This window comes from Cellulomonas avistercoris, assembly GCF_014836445.1.
Lineage (GTDB): Bacteria > Actinomycetota > Actinomycetes > Actinomycetales > Cellulomonadaceae > Cellulomonas > Cellulomonas avistercoris.
The window spans coordinates 26,646-41,213 of record NZ_JACSQV010000019.1 but is presented as its reverse complement, the minus strand read 5'-3'; the positions used below and the strand labels follow the sequence as shown (position 1 = coordinate 41,213).

The 14,568-nt window shown below is 75.3% G+C and carries 15 protein-coding genes and 1 tRNA gene; 9 read left to right on the top strand and 7 right to left on the bottom strand.

Annotated features, from left to right (window positions below; all coding sequences use genetic code 11):
• Positions 1-27 precede the first annotated feature (27 nt).
• Entirely contained in the window at positions 28-1,011 is a 984-nt protein-coding gene (locus H9657_RS17375; RefSeq protein WP_191784686.1) for a 1,4-dihydroxy-2-naphthoyl-CoA synthase, read from the bottom strand.
• An 87-nt stretch (positions 1,012-1,098) separates the two neighbouring features.
• On the opposite strand from H9657_RS17375, the gene H9657_RS17370 reads away from it, so the two are divergent.
• The 5 genes from H9657_RS17370 to H9657_RS17350 all read left to right on the top strand — a co-directional run bounded on the left by H9657_RS17370 (position 1,099) and on the right by H9657_RS17350 (position 6,597).
• A complete protein-coding gene (locus tag H9657_RS17370) occupies positions 1,099-2,055 on the top strand; it encodes an o-succinylbenzoate synthase (protein ID WP_191784685.1) in 957 nt (318 codons plus the stop codon).
• On the top strand, positions 2,052-3,995 hold the full coding sequence (menD, locus tag H9657_RS17365; RefSeq protein WP_191784684.1) for a 2-succinyl-5-enolpyruvyl-6-hydroxy-3-cyclohexene-1-carboxylic-acid synthase: 1,944 nt from the start codon (positions 2,052-2,054) through the stop codon (positions 3,993-3,995). Before H9657_RS17370 ends, menD begins: the two co-directional genes overlap by 4 nt.
• 97 nt (positions 3,996-4,092) lie before the next feature.
• Complete coding sequence (locus H9657_RS17360) at positions 4,093-5,739, top strand: S1C family serine protease (protein WP_225215562.1); 1,647 nt, start codon at positions 4,093-4,095, stop codon at positions 5,737-5,739.
• Positions 5,740-5,802: 63 nt separating this feature from the next.
• Positions 5,803-6,228 (top strand): hypothetical protein, encoded by a 426-nt coding sequence (locus H9657_RS17355; protein WP_318241574.1) that lies wholly within the window; start codon positions 5,803-5,805, stop codon positions 6,226-6,228.
• 153 nt (positions 6,229-6,381) lie between these two features.
• Complete coding sequence (locus H9657_RS17350; RefSeq protein WP_225215561.1) at positions 6,382-6,597, top strand: DUF7455 domain-containing protein; 216 nt, start codon at positions 6,382-6,384, stop codon at positions 6,595-6,597.
• 85 nt (positions 6,598-6,682) lie between these two features.
• Here H9657_RS17350 and H9657_RS17345 read toward each other — a convergent pair.
• From H9657_RS17345 to H9657_RS17335, 3 genes are all read right to left on the bottom strand, one after another.
• A tRNA-Pro gene (locus tag H9657_RS17345) sits at positions 6,683-6,756 on the bottom strand.
• A 47-nt stretch (positions 6,757-6,803) separates the two neighbouring features.
• Positions 6,804-7,772 carry a metallophosphoesterase gene (locus H9657_RS17340; protein ID WP_191784681.1) on the bottom strand — a complete coding sequence of 323 codons (969 nt, stop codon included), beginning with the start codon at positions 7,770-7,772 and terminating at the stop codon, positions 6,804-6,806.
• A gap of 4 nt (positions 7,773-7,776) precedes the next feature.
• Positions 7,777-10,281 (bottom strand): transglycosylase domain-containing protein, encoded by a 2,505-nt coding sequence (locus H9657_RS17335; RefSeq protein WP_191784680.1) that lies wholly within the window; start codon positions 10,279-10,281, stop codon positions 7,777-7,779.
• 236 nt (positions 10,282-10,517) lie between these two features.
• Here H9657_RS17335 and H9657_RS17330 point away from each other — a divergent pair, with 236 nt between their 5' ends.
• From H9657_RS17330 to H9657_RS17320, 3 genes are read left to right on the top strand one after another with little or no spacing between them, the layout of a single operon-like run.
• On the top strand, positions 10,518-10,790 hold the full coding sequence (locus tag H9657_RS17330) for a WhiB family transcriptional regulator (RefSeq protein WP_191784717.1): 273 nt from the start codon (positions 10,518-10,520) through the stop codon (positions 10,788-10,790).
• A gap of 38 nt (positions 10,791-10,828) precedes the next feature.
• On the top strand, positions 10,829-10,990 hold the full coding sequence (locus tag H9657_RS17325; protein ID WP_191784679.1) for a hypothetical protein: 162 nt from the start codon (positions 10,829-10,831) through the stop codon (positions 10,988-10,990).
• Complete coding sequence (locus tag H9657_RS17320; RefSeq protein ID WP_191784678.1) at positions 10,987-11,490, top strand: RidA family protein; 504 nt, start codon at positions 10,987-10,989, stop codon at positions 11,488-11,490. Before H9657_RS17325 ends, H9657_RS17320 begins: the two co-directional genes overlap by 4 nt.
• A gap of 49 nt (positions 11,491-11,539) precedes the next feature.
• Here the strand turns inward: H9657_RS17320 and H9657_RS17315 are convergent, their stop codons facing one another.
• Positions 11,540-12,217, bottom strand: coding sequence for a Crp/Fnr family transcriptional regulator (locus H9657_RS17315; RefSeq protein WP_318241573.1), 678 nt, complete (start codon positions 12,215-12,217; stop codon positions 11,540-11,542).
• 170 nt (positions 12,218-12,387) lie between these two features.
• Positions 12,388-12,801 (bottom strand): hypothetical protein, encoded by a 414-nt coding sequence (locus tag H9657_RS17310; RefSeq protein ID WP_191784677.1) that lies wholly within the window; start codon positions 12,799-12,801, stop codon positions 12,388-12,390.
• A 155-nt stretch (positions 12,802-12,956) separates the two neighbouring features.
• Between H9657_RS17310 and nth the strand changes: the two genes are divergently transcribed.
• On the top strand, positions 12,957-13,655 hold the full coding sequence (gene nth / locus H9657_RS17305) for an endonuclease III (RefSeq protein WP_318241572.1): 699 nt from the start codon (positions 12,957-12,959) through the stop codon (positions 13,653-13,655).
• Here nth and H9657_RS17300 read toward each other — a convergent pair.
• A complete protein-coding gene (locus H9657_RS17300) occupies positions 13,645-14,568 on the bottom strand; it encodes an alpha/beta fold hydrolase (RefSeq protein ID WP_191784676.1) in 924 nt (307 codons plus the stop codon). The two genes, nth and H9657_RS17300, sit on opposite strands and share 11 nt — an antisense overlap.

The following is a 14,568-nucleotide window of genomic DNA, read 5'->3' as shown; positions in this document are numbered from 1 at the left end:
GGACGTCCGCCGACCTCGCCGCGCGCGTCAGTACGCGTACGGGAAGCCGGACCAGTCCGGGTCGCGACGCTGCAGGAACGCGTCGCGCCCCTCGACGGCCTCGTCCGTCATGTACGCCAGGCGGGTCGCCTCACCGGCGAACACCTGCTGGCCGGCCAGGCCGTCGTCGGCCAGGTTGAACGCGAACTTCAGCATCCGCACCGCCTGGGGCGACTTGGTCGCCACGATGCGCGCGTACTCCAGGCCGGCCTCCTCGAGGTCGCCGTGCGCCACGACGTCGTTGACGGCGCCCCACGCGAGCGCGTCGTCGGCCGAGTACTCGCGCGCCAGGAAGAAGATCTCCCGCGCCCGCTTCTGCCCCACCTGACGCGCCAGCAGCGCCGAGCCGTACCCGCCGTCGAAGGACCCGACGTTCGCGTCGGTCTGCATGAACCGGGCGTGCTCGCGGCTCGCGATGGTGAGGTCCGCGACGACGTGCAGCGAGTGCCCGCCGCCGGCGGCCCAGCCGTTGACGAGGGCGACGACGACCTTGGGCATCGTCCGCATCAGCCGCTGCACCTCCAGGATGTGCAGCCGCCCGGCGCGCGCCGGGTCGACGGCCGCGTCGGTGTCGCCGTCGGCGTAGCGGTAGCCGTCGCGGCCCCGGATGCGCTGGTCCCCGCCCGAGCAGAACGCCCAGCCGCCGTCCTTGGGGGACGGTCCGTTGCCCGTCAGCAGCACCGTTCCCACGTCGGACGTCGTGCGCGCGTGGTCGAGGACGCCGTACAGCTCGTCGACGGTGTGCGGGCGGAAGGCGTTGCGCACCTCGGGGCGGTGGAACGCCACGCGCACGACGGGCAGGTCCCGCTCGACGGCGCCCGCCGCGCGCTGCTCGGCCGTGGGGCGCGCCCGCCCGCGGTGGTAGGTCACGTCGGTGAGGTGCTCGAAGCCCTCCACGTCGCGCCAGCGCGTCGGGTCGAACGTCTCCGAGACGCGCACGGGCAGGGGGGCGGGGCCGCCGTTCTCACTCACCGGACCACCCTAACGAGGCCGCGTCCGACGCCCGCCACCGGCCCGTGCCCGGTCGGCCCCCCGGCACGGGCGGCATAGCCTGGGGTGATGGGTGCCGAGCCGGACGTCGTCGTGTGGGACGTGCCGCTGCGCACGCGGTTCCGCGGTCTGACCCGGCGTGACGGCGTCCTGGTGCGCGGTGACGCGGGGTGGGGCGAGTTCAGCCCGTTCTGGGACTACGACGACGCCGCCGCGCTGCGCTGGTGGCGGGCGGCGCGCGAGGCGGCCGACGAGGGGTGGCCCGCGGCCGTGCGCACGCACGTGCCCGTGAACGTCACCGTCCCGGCCGTCGACGCCGAGCACGCGCACCGCATCGTGACCGGGTCCGGGGGGTGCCGCACCGCCAAGGTCAAGGTCGCGGAGCCGGGGCAGCCCGCGGGCGCCGACGAGGCCCGCCTCGAGGCCGTGCGCGACGCGCTGGGCCCCGACGGTGCGATCCGCGTCGACGCCAACGCGGCCTGGGACGTGGACACGGCGGTCGCGCGGCTCGCGGCGCTCGACCGGGCCGCCGGCGGCCTCGAGTACGCCGAGCAGCCCGTGGTCGGGGTGGACGACCTCGTCGCGCTGCGGCGCCGCACGCACGTGCCGCTCGCGGCGGACGAGGCGGTGCGGCGCACCGACGACCCGCTGGAGGTCGTGCGCCGGCACGCCGCCGACGTCATGGTCCTCAAGGTGCAGCCGCTCGGGGGCGTGCGCGCGTGCCTGCGGCTCGCGGAGCAGGCGGGCATGCCGGTGGTCGTGTCGTCGGCGCTCGAGTCGTCCGTCGGGCTCGCCGCCGGGCTCGCGCTGGCCGCCGCGCTGCCGGAGCTGCCGTACGCGTGCGGCCTCGCGACCGCGGCGCTGCTGGCCGACGACCTCGTGACCGACCCGCTGCTGCCCCGCGACGGCGCGATCGAGGTCCGACGGCCCGTCCCGAGCGCGGCGCTGCTGCGTGCCGCCGCGGCGCCGCCGACCCTGGCGGCGCGCTGGGACGCGCGGCTCGCGGCCGTGCGGGCTCGGGCATGATGGCGGGCGTGACGCCCCCGCCCGAGGACCCGCCCGTGCGCCGCCGGCGGCGCGCGCCGGCAGGCCCCGCACGCACCGCCGGCTCGCCGCCGTCGCCGGCCGTCGCGGCCGCCCGCGTCCTGGTCCAGGCGCTCGCGGCGCTCGGCGTGCGGGACGTCGTGCTGGCTCCCGGGTCGCGCAGCGCACCGCTCGCGTACGCGCTCGCCGACGCGGCGCTCCCGGACGGTGAGCGTCCCGCGGGGGCGCCGGCGCTGCGGCTGCACGTGCGCATCGACGAGCGGGACGCCGGGTTCCTGGCCCTGGGCCTGACCAAGGCGTCCGTGCACGCGGGGGAGCGCGGCCCGTCGCCCGCGCGCCCGGTCGCGGTCGTCACGACCTCCGGCACGGCGGTGGCGAACCTGCACCCCGCGGTCCTCGAGGCGCACCACGCGGGTCTGCCGCTCGTGCTGCTCACGGCCGACCGGCCCCACGAGCTGCGCGGCACGGGCGCGAACCAGACGACCGAGCAGCCGCAGATGTTCGCGTCCGCCGTGCGCCTCGTCGTCGATGTGCCCGCGCCGGCCGGGCTCCCCGGCGAGGACCGCGACCTGCGGCGCACGGTGTCCCGCGCGCTGGCCGCGGCGACCGGCGCCCGCACGGGCGACCCCGGGCCCGTCCACCTCAACCTCGCGTTCCGCGACCCGCTCGTGCCGGGCGACGAGCCGTGGCCGGCACCGGCCGACGCGGGCCTGTCGCACGTCACCGCGCGCGCCCAGCCCGCGGAGCACGCGGCAGCCTCGACCGGCGCCCTCCCGCTCGTGGTCGACCTGCTCGACGATGCCGGCGACGAGCGGGCACGGGCCTCGCGGCGTGCCCGTGGCGCGGTGCCCACGGTCGTGGTCGCCGGCGACGGCGCCGGCCCCGGCGCGGCGCGCCTCGCCGAGGCGAACGGGTGGCCGCTGCTGGCCGAGCCCTCGTCCGGTGCGCGGCAGGGACCGAACGCGGTCGGTGCCTACCGGCTCCTGCTGGCCGACGAGCGGCTCGGCGGCCGCGTCGGTCGCGTCGTCGTGCTGGGCCGTCCGACCCTCACCCGGCCGGTGCAGGCGCTGCTCGCACGTCCCGGCGTCGACGTGCTCGTGGTCGCCCCGCGCGGCACGGACTGGCCCGACGCCGCACGCAACGCGTCCCAGGTGCTGCTGGAGGTGCCGTGGCGCATGCGGCAGGGCCGGGTCGGTGCCCCCGCGGGCTGGCTCGACGCGTGGCGCACCGCGGACGCCGCCGCCCAGGACGTGCTCGACGGCGTCCTGGACACCCCCGAGGACGCGCGCCGCTCGCGCAGCGGCCCCCGGGTCAGCGGCTGGGCGCTGGCGCGTGCCGTGGCGCGGGCGAGCGCACCCGACGACGTGCTCGTCGTCGGCGCGTCCAACCCGGTGCGGGACCTCGACCTCGTCGCGCGGTGGGACCTGGCACCGCTCGTGCTGGCCAACCGCGGCCTCGCCGGGATCGACGGCACGATCGCCACCGCGACGGGCGTCGCGCTCGCGCTGCCGGACCGGCGTGTGCGGGCCTACCTGGGCGACGTGACGTTCCTGCACGACGTGGGCGGCCTGCTGCGGGGTCCCGCGGAGCCGTCGGTGGACCTGCAGATCGTGGTCGCCAACGACGACGGGGGCTCGGTGTTCGCGACGCTGGAGCACGGTGCGCCCGAGCGGGCCGAGGTCTTCGAGCGCGTGTTCGCGACGCCGCACGGCGTGGACGTCGCCGCCCTGTGCGCGGCGTACGGCGTGCGGCACACCCGGGTCGTCGACACCGACGGCCTGCTGCCCGCGCTCGCCGCTCCCGGGACGGGGACCAGCGTCGTGGAGGTGCGCGTGGACCGCGCGCACCGCCGCTCCCTCGTCGAGCGGCTCGAGGTCGAGGTGGCGGCCGCGGTCGACAAGGCGCTGTCCCCGCTGTCCTGAGGGCGCCGCTGCCGCGCACTCCACAGGAAACTCCCAGGTCCCTGAGAGGCCGATCCCAGCACGAGGGGGTGTGATGGGAGTCGACAAGGAGGCAGCCATGACCACCACTCCCGAGCCGCGGCGCTCCGGGCCCATCTCCGGGTCCGACGCCGACGCCACCCCCCAGCTGCCCGCAGACGGTGTCACCGAGCCGCTGCCCGCAGCCCCTGCTCACCAGCCTTCCGGCGCGGGCGGTCCGTCCGCGCAGGCCGCGCCGCGTGAGACGCCCGCCCAGCAGTGGGCCCGCTACGAGGCGTCCCAGCGGGCCGCCCGGCAGCCCGTCGCCGCAGGCGTCGGCGGTGGGACCCCGACCGGCCAGGGGTCGACCGGCCACGCGCCCGGCGCCGCGTTCGGTGCCGCCGCGTCCGGCCCCGGTCAGACGCCGCCGGGTGCCGTGCCGCCGGCCGACCCGTGGGGGGCGCCGCCCGCGCCCGAGCGCCGCACGAGCTCGCGCGCCTGGGCGTGGATCGCGTCCGCCGCGGTCGTGGGGCTGCTCGTCGGTGGCGGCTCGGTCGCGACCCTCGGCCTGCTGGACGGCGACGGCTCCGGCTCGTCGGACCGCGTCGCGTCGCTGACGGACCTCGGGCGCTCCGAGAACGACGAGGTCCCCGTCGCGGGGTCGAGCGCGCAGGACCCGAACTGGCAGCGCGTCGCGGCCGCCGTGCAGGCGTCCGTCGTCGCGATCGAGGTGCAGACGCAGGCCGGTGGCGGTCAGGGCTCGGGCGTCATCATCGACGACTCCGGGCTCGTGCTGACCAACGACCACGTGGTCTCCGGTGCGCAGGGCAACGTCCAGGTGACGCTCACCGACGGGCGGATCCTCGAGGGCGAGGTTGTCGGCACCGACGCCAGCACGGACCTCGCGGTCGTGCAGCTCCTCGACGCCCCGGACGACCTGGAGGCCGCGGCCCTCGGCAACTCCGACGACGTGACCGTGGGCGAGCCCGTCATGGCCGTCGGCAACCCCCTGGGCCTGGCCAACACCGTGACCACCGGCATCGTCTCGGCGGTCGACCGTCCGGTCTCCACGCAGGGCGAGAACGGCGGCACCGGCGCCGTGACCAACGCGATCCAGGTCGACGCCGCGATCAACCCCGGCAACTCGGGTGGTCCGCTGTTCGACGCGAGCGGCCGGGTCATCGGCATCACGTCGTCGATCGCCACGCTGAGCCAGCAGTCCGGGTCCATCGGTCTGGGCTTCGCGATCCCCGTGAACCTCGCCAAGACCATCGCGGACCAGCTCATCGACGACGGGCAGGCCGAGCACGCCTTCCTCGGGGTCACGCTCTCCGACGGCACCGCCACGGCCGACGGCATCACGCGCCGCGGCGCCGTGGTCGAGTCCGTCACCGAGGGCTCGCCCGCCGCGCAGGCCGGCGTGCAGCCGGGCGATGTGATCGTCGCGATCGGCGACGAGCCGGTCGGCGGCGCCGAGTCGCTCACCGCGTTCGTCCGCGCGATGGCCTCGGGTGACGACGCGACGCTGACCGTCGTGCGCGACGGCAAGGCGATCGAGCTGGACGTCACGCTCGCGACGCGGCCCGACGACACCTCGACCGGCCAGCAGCCGGGCCAGGGTGACCAGGGCCAGGGTGACCAGGGCCAGGGTGACCAGGGCCAGGACGACGGCCAGGGCACGATGCCGGGCGGCATGACGCCCGACCAGTTCTGGGAGTGGCTGCAGCAGCAGCAGGGCCAGGGCTGACGAGAAGAGACCCGGGGCCCGCCCCCCCCCCGGGGGCCGGGCCGGTCTGCCAGACTCCGCGGCGTGACCACGACACCGACAGGCCCCGCCGCACGTCCCGGACGCGCCGCGGTCCGGTACGCCCTGGTGGTCGTCCTGACCGCCGCCTGCTGGTTCGCGTGGCTGGGGTGGGACACCCAGTACCGGACGGACCCGGTGACCGGCGACGTCACCGGACCCTACGAGGCGTGGCAGGTCGTGGGCTGCGTCGTCAGCCTCGTGGCCGTGACGGTGACGGCGGTGCGCGCGCTCGGCGGCCGACGCGCCGTGGCCACGGTCGCCGTGGCCTTCACGGCCGCCTGGGTGGCCACCCAGGCGCCGCGCGACGAGTCCGGGCTCTGGCTGGTCGGGGCGCTCCTGGTGCTGCTCGGGACGGCCGCGGGCGTGGGCGTCGTCGCCCTGGTCTCCGGCGCCGGCCGGCGTCGCCGCGCACGCGCCGCGCGCGCCTGACGGAGCCCGATGCGTGTTCGGTACGGGCGAACACCCGATCCGGAACACGCGTGCACCCGCCGCCGTTCGTACGGGTGTCCGCACCCCGAGGTCGTCGGGGTTCTCCAGCACCGGACGACGAGACGAGGACCGCACCACATGACCGTTGCCACGATGTCCCATGCCACCGCCGAGCTCACCCGTCAGGACCGCTGCGACCGCTGCGGTGCGCAGGCCTTCGCCCGCGCGACCCTGCCCGGTGCCGGTGGCGTCCTGCTCTTCTGCGGTCACCACTTCCGCGCGCACGAGTCCGCCCTCGTCGCGGCCGGCGCCGAGATCCACGACGAGCGTCACCGCCTCCAGGACGAGGTCCGCACGCCGGAGCGCTGACCGCTCCGCCCTCCACCCGCTCCGCGCTCCACGCACGACGAAGGCCCCTGATCCGCATCTCTGCTGATCAGGGGCCTTCGACCTGTCGGGGTGGCGGGATTCGAACCCACGACCTCTTCGTCCCGAACGAAGCGCGCTACCAAGCTGCGCCACACCCCGTGGAGCCTGGTAAGGATAGCGGACGAGGTAGCCGGAGACGAAATGCGTTACGGCGAGACGAGTGTGAGGAGCGTCGCCTCGGGCCGGCACGCGAAGCGCACGGGCGCGTACGGCGACGTCCCCAGCCCCGCGGAGACGTGCAGCCACGACGACCCGGCGCCGTCCACGCGGTCCGGGCGGGCGCCCGGCCAGCCGTGCAGGCCCTTGGCGCGGCTCAGGTCGAGGTCGCAGTTGGTCGTCAGGGCACCGAACCCCGGGATGGCGAGCTGGCCACCGTGCGTGTGGCCGGCGATCGTCAGGTCGACGCCGTCGGCGTGCATCGCGTCGAGCACGCGCCGGTAGGGGGCGTGCGTGACGCCCAGGTGCAGGTCGACCGCGGGGGAGCGGCCGTCGGACGTGCGGACGTCGTCGGCGCCGCCGGCGGGGGGCATCTCGTCGCGGTCCAGGTGCGCGTCGTCGGTGCCGACGAGCGACAGGCGGCGCCCGTCGACCTCGAGGGCGTCGCGCCGGTTGGACAGGTCGACCCAGCCCGCCGACGTGAGCCGTGCGACCAGCTCGCGCCACGGCAGCGCCACCGGGGGGCGGGCCGGCGCGCGGCGCGCGTCCGGGAGCAGGTAGCGCGCAGGGTTCCTGAAGCCGGGGCCCAGGTAGTCGTTGGACCCCAGGACGAACGCGCCGGGCACGGTCAGCAGCGGCTCGAGCGCCCGCAGCAGCCCCGGCATCGCGTCGAGGTGCGCCCAGTTGTCGCCCGTGTCGACGACGAGGTGCGGGTCGAGCGTCGCCAGGTCGCGGACCCAGTCGATCTTGCGGCGCTGACCGGGCGTCAGGTGCAGGTCGGAGACATGCAGGACCCGCAGGGGATCCTGACCGGGCGGCAGCACGGGGACCGTGACCTCGCGCAGCGCGTACCAGCGGACCTCGACGAGGGAGGCCCACGCGAGCGCCGCGGCACCGGCGAGGGCCAGGCCGCCGACGGTGCGCCCCGCGGGGGGGGCCCCGGGGGAGGTGGAGGTCATGCGATCAGCCGCGCGGTCCGGGTGGGTTGGGCGGGCCGCCCTGGTTGTTCCCCTGCCCCGGCCCCGGGAAGTTGCCCGGCCCAGGCTGCTGCGGCGGCTGCTGCTGCTGGCCGTTGGACAGCTTCAGCGTGATCGACGCGCCCTTCGTGGCCGTCGACGCCGACTGCTCGGCGACGGTCCCGTCCGGGTAGGACGACGGCACGCGGTCACCGGCGACGGAGACCCGGAAGCCGGCACCCTCGAGGATCTCGCGCGCCCGCTGCTCGTTCTGCCCCACGACGGACGGCACGCCCACGCGCTCGCCGTTGATCTCACGGTCGGCGGGTGCGGTGAAGCCCTGGTTGTCGCTGTTCGCGAGGATCTGCGTCATGTACCGCTTCCACGTCGGTGCGGCGATCGACGAGCCGTACGGGCCGGAGGTGTACCTCTTGCCGTTGATGACGGCCTTGTTCATCGTCCGCATGCCGTCGCTGTAGCCGACCCACACGGCCGTGGACCGCAGCGGCGTGTAGCCGACGAACCAGTTGTGCTCGTTGTTCGACGTCGTTCCCGTCTTGCCCGCCGAGGGGAACGGGGGAGCGCCCACGGACTTCGCCGTCCCGGTCCACACGTTACCCAGCGCGTAGTTCATGGCGGACGCGTACTTGGGGTCGAGCGCACCGGCCTGGCAGTCGGCACTGGGAACGGGGTGCTCGACGCCCAGGGAGTCGACGACCTTGGTGATCGCGATCGGCTTGCAGTAGGTGCCGCCGGACGCGAACGTCGCGTAGGCGGCGGCCATCTGCAGCGGCGAGGTCGAGTCCGTCCCGAGGACGACCGCCGGGTACGGGTCGAACGGCACGCCACCCAGCGGGTTGCCCCGCCCGTCCGTCTGGTTGGGGTCGCCGGCCTTCGTCACCCCGAGGTCCGCCGCGCCCTGCATGATCGCGCACAGGTCGAGCTGGGACGCCATCGCGATGTAGGCCGAGTTGACCGAGTTCTTCGTCGCGTCGAGCACGCTCTGCGGGATGGCGCGGCCGCCCTCGGAGTTGCCGAAGGGGAACTGCTCGCTCGCCAGCCTGCCGACGCACGACGCGGTGAACTCGTTGGTGTTGTACTTCAGGCGCGTGCCGTTGACCGTCTCCTGCAGCGCGTGACCGCTCTTGAGCCACTCGAGCAGCGTGAACACCTTGAACGTCGAACCCGGGGGGAATCCTCCGGACCCGCCGTAGCGGTAGCTGGTGTTGAAGTTGACCGACGTCTCACCCGGGTTCTGCTGCTCAAGGGCCGAGTACACGCGGTTCTGCGCCATCGCGGTGATCTCGCCCGTCCCGGGCTTGACCGAGACGACCGCGCTCGCGACCGTCGAGGGGTCGTCGACCGGGACGCCGTTCTTGACCTCGGCGTCGGCGACGGCCTGCTCGCCCGGCTGGAGCGTCGTGGTGATGGTGAGCCCGCCCTTGTACAGCAGGTTGGTGCGGATCCGCGCCGTCTCGCCGAACGCGGGGTCGTTGGTGATGACCTTGGTGACGTAGTCGCAGAAGAACCCGGCCCCGGCGACGGTGTCGTTCGCGCTCATGCAGCCCTGGCTCAGCTTGGAGACGGCGAGCGTGGCCTCGACGGGCGTCTCGAGGCCGACCCGCAGCTCCTCGTCGGTGATGTAGCCCAGCTCGTGCATGTCACCCAGCACCTGGTCGCGACGTCCCTTGGAGTCCGCGTACCGGGCGGTGTCCTCCTCCGGCGTCTCGTCCGCGGGGCCCACCGGGTCCCAGCGCGTCGGCGACTGCGTGATGCCGGCGATGGTCGCGGCCTGGAGGTAGTTGAGGTCCTTCGCGGACGTGCTGAAGAAGTACTGGGCAGCGGACTCGACCCCGTACACCGACGCGCCGAACGCGGCGATGTTGAGGTACTTCTCGAGGATCTCGTCCTTGGACATCGTCTTCTCGAGCGTGATGGCGATCTTCGCCTCGCGCAGCTTGCGTGCGATGCCCTCGGGGCCCTTGTTGACCTTGGCCTCGGCGCGCAGCCGGAGGCGCTCCTGCGGGTCCTCGACCTGCTCGGCGGCGTCGAGGAAGACGTTCTTGACGTACTGCTGCGTCAGCGTCGACGCGCCCTGCTTGTCGCCCAGCCCGCTCGAGACCGCGGCGCGCAGCATGCTCGCGGGGTCGACTCCCGAGTGCTTGTAGAACCGCCGGTCCTCGACCGCGATGACCGCCTGCTGCATGATCGGCGCGATCTCGGAGAGCGGGACGACGACACGGTTCTGGGCGTAGAACGTCGCGAGCAGCGTGCCGTCGGCCGCGAGGATCTCGGACTTCTCCGGCAGTGGCTTCTGCTCGAGCTCGCTCGGCAGGTCGTCGAACGCGGTCACGGTCATGCCCGTGAGGCCGTTGGCGACGGCGACGCCGGGCAGGACCAGGCCGGCGGCGAGGACGCCACCGATCCCGGCGACGAGGCAGAAGGAGAGCAGCAGGGCCAACGCCTGGGCGGCACTGACCCTGCGTCCGCGCGCGCGGGCAGGGGTCGGCATGCCCGCCAGGTTACCCGGGCGGTCCTCGCCGGGGGAGGCCCCGGGCGGCCCTGTGCGGGTCCTCCACGCGACCTGCACACGCCCGGTGGGGCCGTTCGGCGGAAAAGACCCGTCCGGGGTCTCGTCAGGACGTCCTCCGTGCCGATACCGTCACGGCGGCGACACGCTGGGAGAGACACGCGGAGGAACACGTGGCAGGCCTGGGGGCACAGGGGTACGAGGGGCACTGGACGGCGATGGCGTCCTGCGGCCAGGGCAAGCAGGCGCCCGACGCGCTGTTCGTCGAGGGCGCCGCGCAGCGCGAGGCGCGCTCCGTGTGCCAGGGCTGCCCGGTGCGGCTCGACTGCCTGGCCGACGCGCTCGACAGCCGCGCCGACTTCGGCGTCTGGGGCGGCATGACCGAGCGCGAGCGGCGGGCGCTGCTGCGCCGCCGTCCCGACGTCGTGTCGTGGCGCGCCGAGCTCGTCGGCACGGGCCCGACGCTCGTCGCTCTCGCGGGGGCCGTGTGAGCGCTTCCACCGGTCGGGCCCGCCACTAGGGTGGGCGCATGGCGACCCAGTGGGAGTACGCGACCGTTCCGCTCATCATCCATGCCACCAAGGCGATCCTCGACCAGTGGGGGTCGGACGGCTGGGAGCTGGTGACCGTGATCCAGGGTCCCGACGCCGGGCTCGTGGCCTACCTCAAGCGGCCCAAGCCGGTCGCGTGAGCGCGGGTGAGGGCCGCGTCGCGGCGCGCCTGGCCGAGCTGGGCCTGACCCTCCCCGGCGTCGCGGCGCCCCTGGCCGCCTACGTGCCGGCCGTGCGCAGCGGCTCCCACGTCTGGACCTCCGGGCAGCTGCCCTTCGTGGCGGGTGCCCTGCCGGTGACGGGCAAGGTCGGTGCCGAGGTCGACGTCGAGACGGCCGTCGCGCTCGCGCGCACGGCCGGGCTCAACGCGCTGGCGGCCGTGGGCGCGCTCCTCGCCGCCGAGGGCCCGGACGGCGACCCCGCGCGCGCGCTCGACCGCGTGCGCCGCGTCGTCAAGGTCGTCGGTTTCGTCGCGAGCGACGCCGCGTTCACCGGGCAGCCGGCCGTCGTCAACGGCACGAGCCTGCTGCTGCACGAGGTCTTCGGGGACGTGGGCATCCACGCACGCTCCGCCGTGGGCGTCGCGGTGCTGCCGCTGGACTCGCCCGTCGAGATCGAGATCGTCGTCGAGACGGACTGACCCGCCGGACTGACGCCGGGGGCCGGCCGTCGCGGCCGGCCCCGCGCGCTCAGCGTGCGCGCCGCTCCAGGCGGTCGACGTCGAGCAGCACGACCGCGCGGCCCTCGCGCCGCACCCAGCCGCGGGCGGCGAAGTCGGCGAGCGCCTTGTTGACCGTCTCGCGCGACGCGCCGACGAGCTGCGCGAGCTCCTCCTGCGTCAGGTCGTGGGCCACGCGGATCCCCTCGTCGACCTGCTGGCCGAAGCGGGTCGACAGGTCGAGCAGCGCCTTGGCGACGCGGCCGGGCACGTCGGAGAAGACCAGGTCCGCCAGAGCCTCGTTGGTGCGGCGCAGCCGCCGCGCGAGCGCCTGGAGCAGGTGCTCGGCGACCGTGGGCTTGTCCGCGAGCCACGTGATGAGGTCACGGTGGCCCAGCTCGAGCACGACGGCGTCCGCGACGACCGTCGCGGTGGCGGTGCGGGGGCCGGGATCGAACAGCGACAGCTCGCCGAACATCTCACCCGGGCCGAGCACGGCCAGGAGGTTCTCGCGCCCGTCGTTGGACCGGCGCCCCAGCTTGATCTTGCCGTCACGCACCAGGTAGAGCCGGTCACCCGGCTCGCCCTCGTGGAACAGGACGTCGCCTCGCGAGACGTCGAGCACCTTCATCGAGTCGATGAGTGCCCGGGACGACTCCTCGTCCATGCCCGCGAACAGCGGCGCCGTCAGCACGATGTCCTCCGCCACGGCGGTTCCTTCCCCTCTTCCCGCGATCGCGCGCGGGCCGCGTCCTGTCCGGCAGCGGGGCCGGACGCTCGTCTGCCAGTCTGCCCCATCCGGGGGACGGCGCGCGTCGGCACGGGCCGTCGAGGGGTGCAGGGCGCGAGATCGGGGGCCCGGAACGCCCTTCGGGGGCGTCAGACGCTGTCGGCGACGGCGGTCCGCGGGCGCAGCGCGGCTGCCGGGTCGTCGGCCAGGCGGGCCACGAGGCGCCCGGTCGCGCGCTCGAGCGCCTCGGCGACACCGGCCTCGTAGGTGGCCAGCCGCTGGTCGAGCGCGCGCAGCGCCGTGAGCCGGCCGACCTCGTGGCCCACGTCGCCGTCGGGCAGCGCCTCGTGCAGCTCGCCCGGCCGCGGCACCTGCAGGGACACCTCGAGCGGCAGGACGAAGGCGACGTCCTCGCCGAGCGGACCGGGCCCGGCGGCACCCGCGACCGCGAGGTCCATGCGTGCCCGCACGACGCGTCGCCACCAGCCGACCCGGTCGCGCTCGGCACGCAGCGCCCGGCGCTCGAGCCGCAGGTCGTGCAGGGGTTCGCCGGTCGACGTCACGTCCAGGGAGTCGGCCCGCAGCGCCGCGCACTTGACCGTTCCGCGACGATCCTGACGGTCTGTTCACCCACCAGGAGCAACGCGCGCCGCCTCGGTGTGCGGTCCGCACCAGGCGCCCGGCCGGGAGTGTGGCCTGCGCCACGTAGGCTCAGCGCGTGGACGCACCTGTGCAGGAGAGCCAGCTCGCCCGGACACGACGCGCCCGACGCGTCGACCGGCTGCTGACCGAGCGGTACCCCGACGCGCGCTGCGAGCTGGACTTCCGGAACCCGCTGGAGCTGCTGATCGCGACGGTGCTGTCCGCGCAGACCACGGACGTCCGCGTGAACGCCACGACGCCCGAGGTCTTCGACCGGTGGCCGGACGCCGCCGCGATGGCCGGTGCGGACCTGCGGGACCTCGAGGACGTGCTGCACCCCGTCGGCTTCTACCGTGCCAAGGCGCAGGCCGTCGTCGGGATCGGCGCCGCCCTCGTGGAGCGCTTCGGCGGGCAGGTGCCGCGCCGGCTCGAGGACCTGGTGACGCTGCCGGGCGTGGGCCGCAAGACCGCCAACGTCGTGCTCGGCAACGCGTTCGGCGTCCCCGGGATCGCGGTCGACACGCACGTGCAGCGGCTGTCCCAGCGCCTGGGCTACACCACGAGCGAGGACCCGGTCGTCATCGAGGCCGAGCTCGGGGCGCTCCTGGAGCGGCGCGAGTGGACGATGGCGTCGCACCGGCTGATCTTCCACGGGCGGCGCACGTGCTTCGCCCGGCGGCCCGCGTGCGGCGCGTGCCCGGTCGCGGCGCTGTGCCCGTCGGCCGGCATCGGTGAGACGGACCCCATCAAGGCCGCGGCGATGCTCAAGGGCTGAGGGCGTCGACCTCGGTCAGCCAGTCCACGAGCAGCTCGCCCACCAGGCCCGGCGCCTGGTCCGTCAGGTAGTGCCCGGCGGCGTGCACCAGCTCCAGGCGGTACGGCCGCGCGGCCGTCGTCGAGCGCAGCGCGGCCGACGACGCGGGGCGCAGCCCGTCGCGCAGGCCGTGCACCTGCAGCACGGGCACCGGACGCGCGGCCCGCAGCACCGCGCGGTACCGGCGGCCGTCCGGACGGGGAGTCGAGCGCACCAGCCATCGCAGCAGCTCCAGCTGGCTGTGCGCCGCGAACGGCACGCGCACGGCGCGGCGGTACGTCGCTGACGCCTCGCGCCCCGGCAGCCCGGGGACGCCGCCCCAGTGCGTGAGCATGCGGTCCACGAGGTCCCCGCGCACCATCGACCGCTCCGGCAGGGACGGCAGCTGCGCGTACGCGAGCACCGCCGCCGCGGCGGGGCCGGGCGGCGTGCGCGGGATCGCCAGGGCGTCCAGCGGGTGCGGCGCCCCCAGCACGCCCAGCGCCCGCACGACCTCCGGGTGGTACGCGGCGGTCGCCCACGCGACGTCACCGCCGGTCCCCGAGCCGACGACGACCGCGGAGCCCGCGCCGAGCGAGCGCACGACGCCGGCCACGTCGGCCGCGAGCGTCGGCACGTCGTACCCCTGCGGGGGCTTGTCCGACCCCCCGGTCCCGCGCAGGTCCATCGCGGCGACGCGGTAGCCGGCGGCGGCGAGCACCGGCAGCTGGTGACGCCACGCCCACCACAGCTGCGGGACGCCGTGCAGCAGCAGCACGAGCGGCGCGTCCTGGTCGCCCGCCACGGCGACGTGGAACCGGGCGCCGTTGGCGGTCACGAACCGGTGCTGCCAGGGCCCCTCGATGAGGAGCGACGCGGAGTCGACGGAGGTCAT

Coding starts and splice junctions, on each gene's coding strand:
- H9657_RS17370 (WP_191784685.1), top strand. CDS start 1,099: ATGGGTGCCGAGCCGGACGTCGTCGTGTGGGACGTGCCGCTGCGCACG.
- menD (WP_191784684.1), top strand. CDS start 2,052: ATGATGGCGGGCGTGACGCCCCCGCCCGAGGACCCGCCCGTGCGCCGC.
- H9657_RS17360 (WP_225215562.1), top strand. CDS start 4,093: ATGACCACCACTCCCGAGCCGCGGCGCTCCGGGCCCATCTCCGGGTCC.
- H9657_RS17350 (WP_225215561.1), top strand. CDS start 6,382: ATGTCCCATGCCACCGCCGAGCTCACCCGTCAGGACCGCTGCGACCGC.
- H9657_RS17340 (WP_191784681.1), bottom strand. CDS start 7,772: ATGACCTCCACCTCCCCCGGGGCCCCCCCCGCGGGGCGCACCGTCGGC.
- H9657_RS17335 (WP_191784680.1), bottom strand. CDS start 10,281: ATGCCGACCCCTGCCCGCGCGCGCGGACGCAGGGTCAGTGCCGCCCAG.
- H9657_RS17330 (WP_191784717.1), top strand. CDS start 10,518: ATGGCGTCCTGCGGCCAGGGCAAGCAGGCGCCCGACGCGCTGTTCGTC.
- H9657_RS17325 (WP_191784679.1), top strand. CDS start 10,829: ATGGCGACCCAGTGGGAGTACGCGACCGTTCCGCTCATCATCCATGCC.
- H9657_RS17300 (WP_191784676.1), bottom strand. CDS start 14,568: ATGACCTCCGTCGACTCCGCGTCGCTCCTCATCGAGGGGCCCTGGCAG.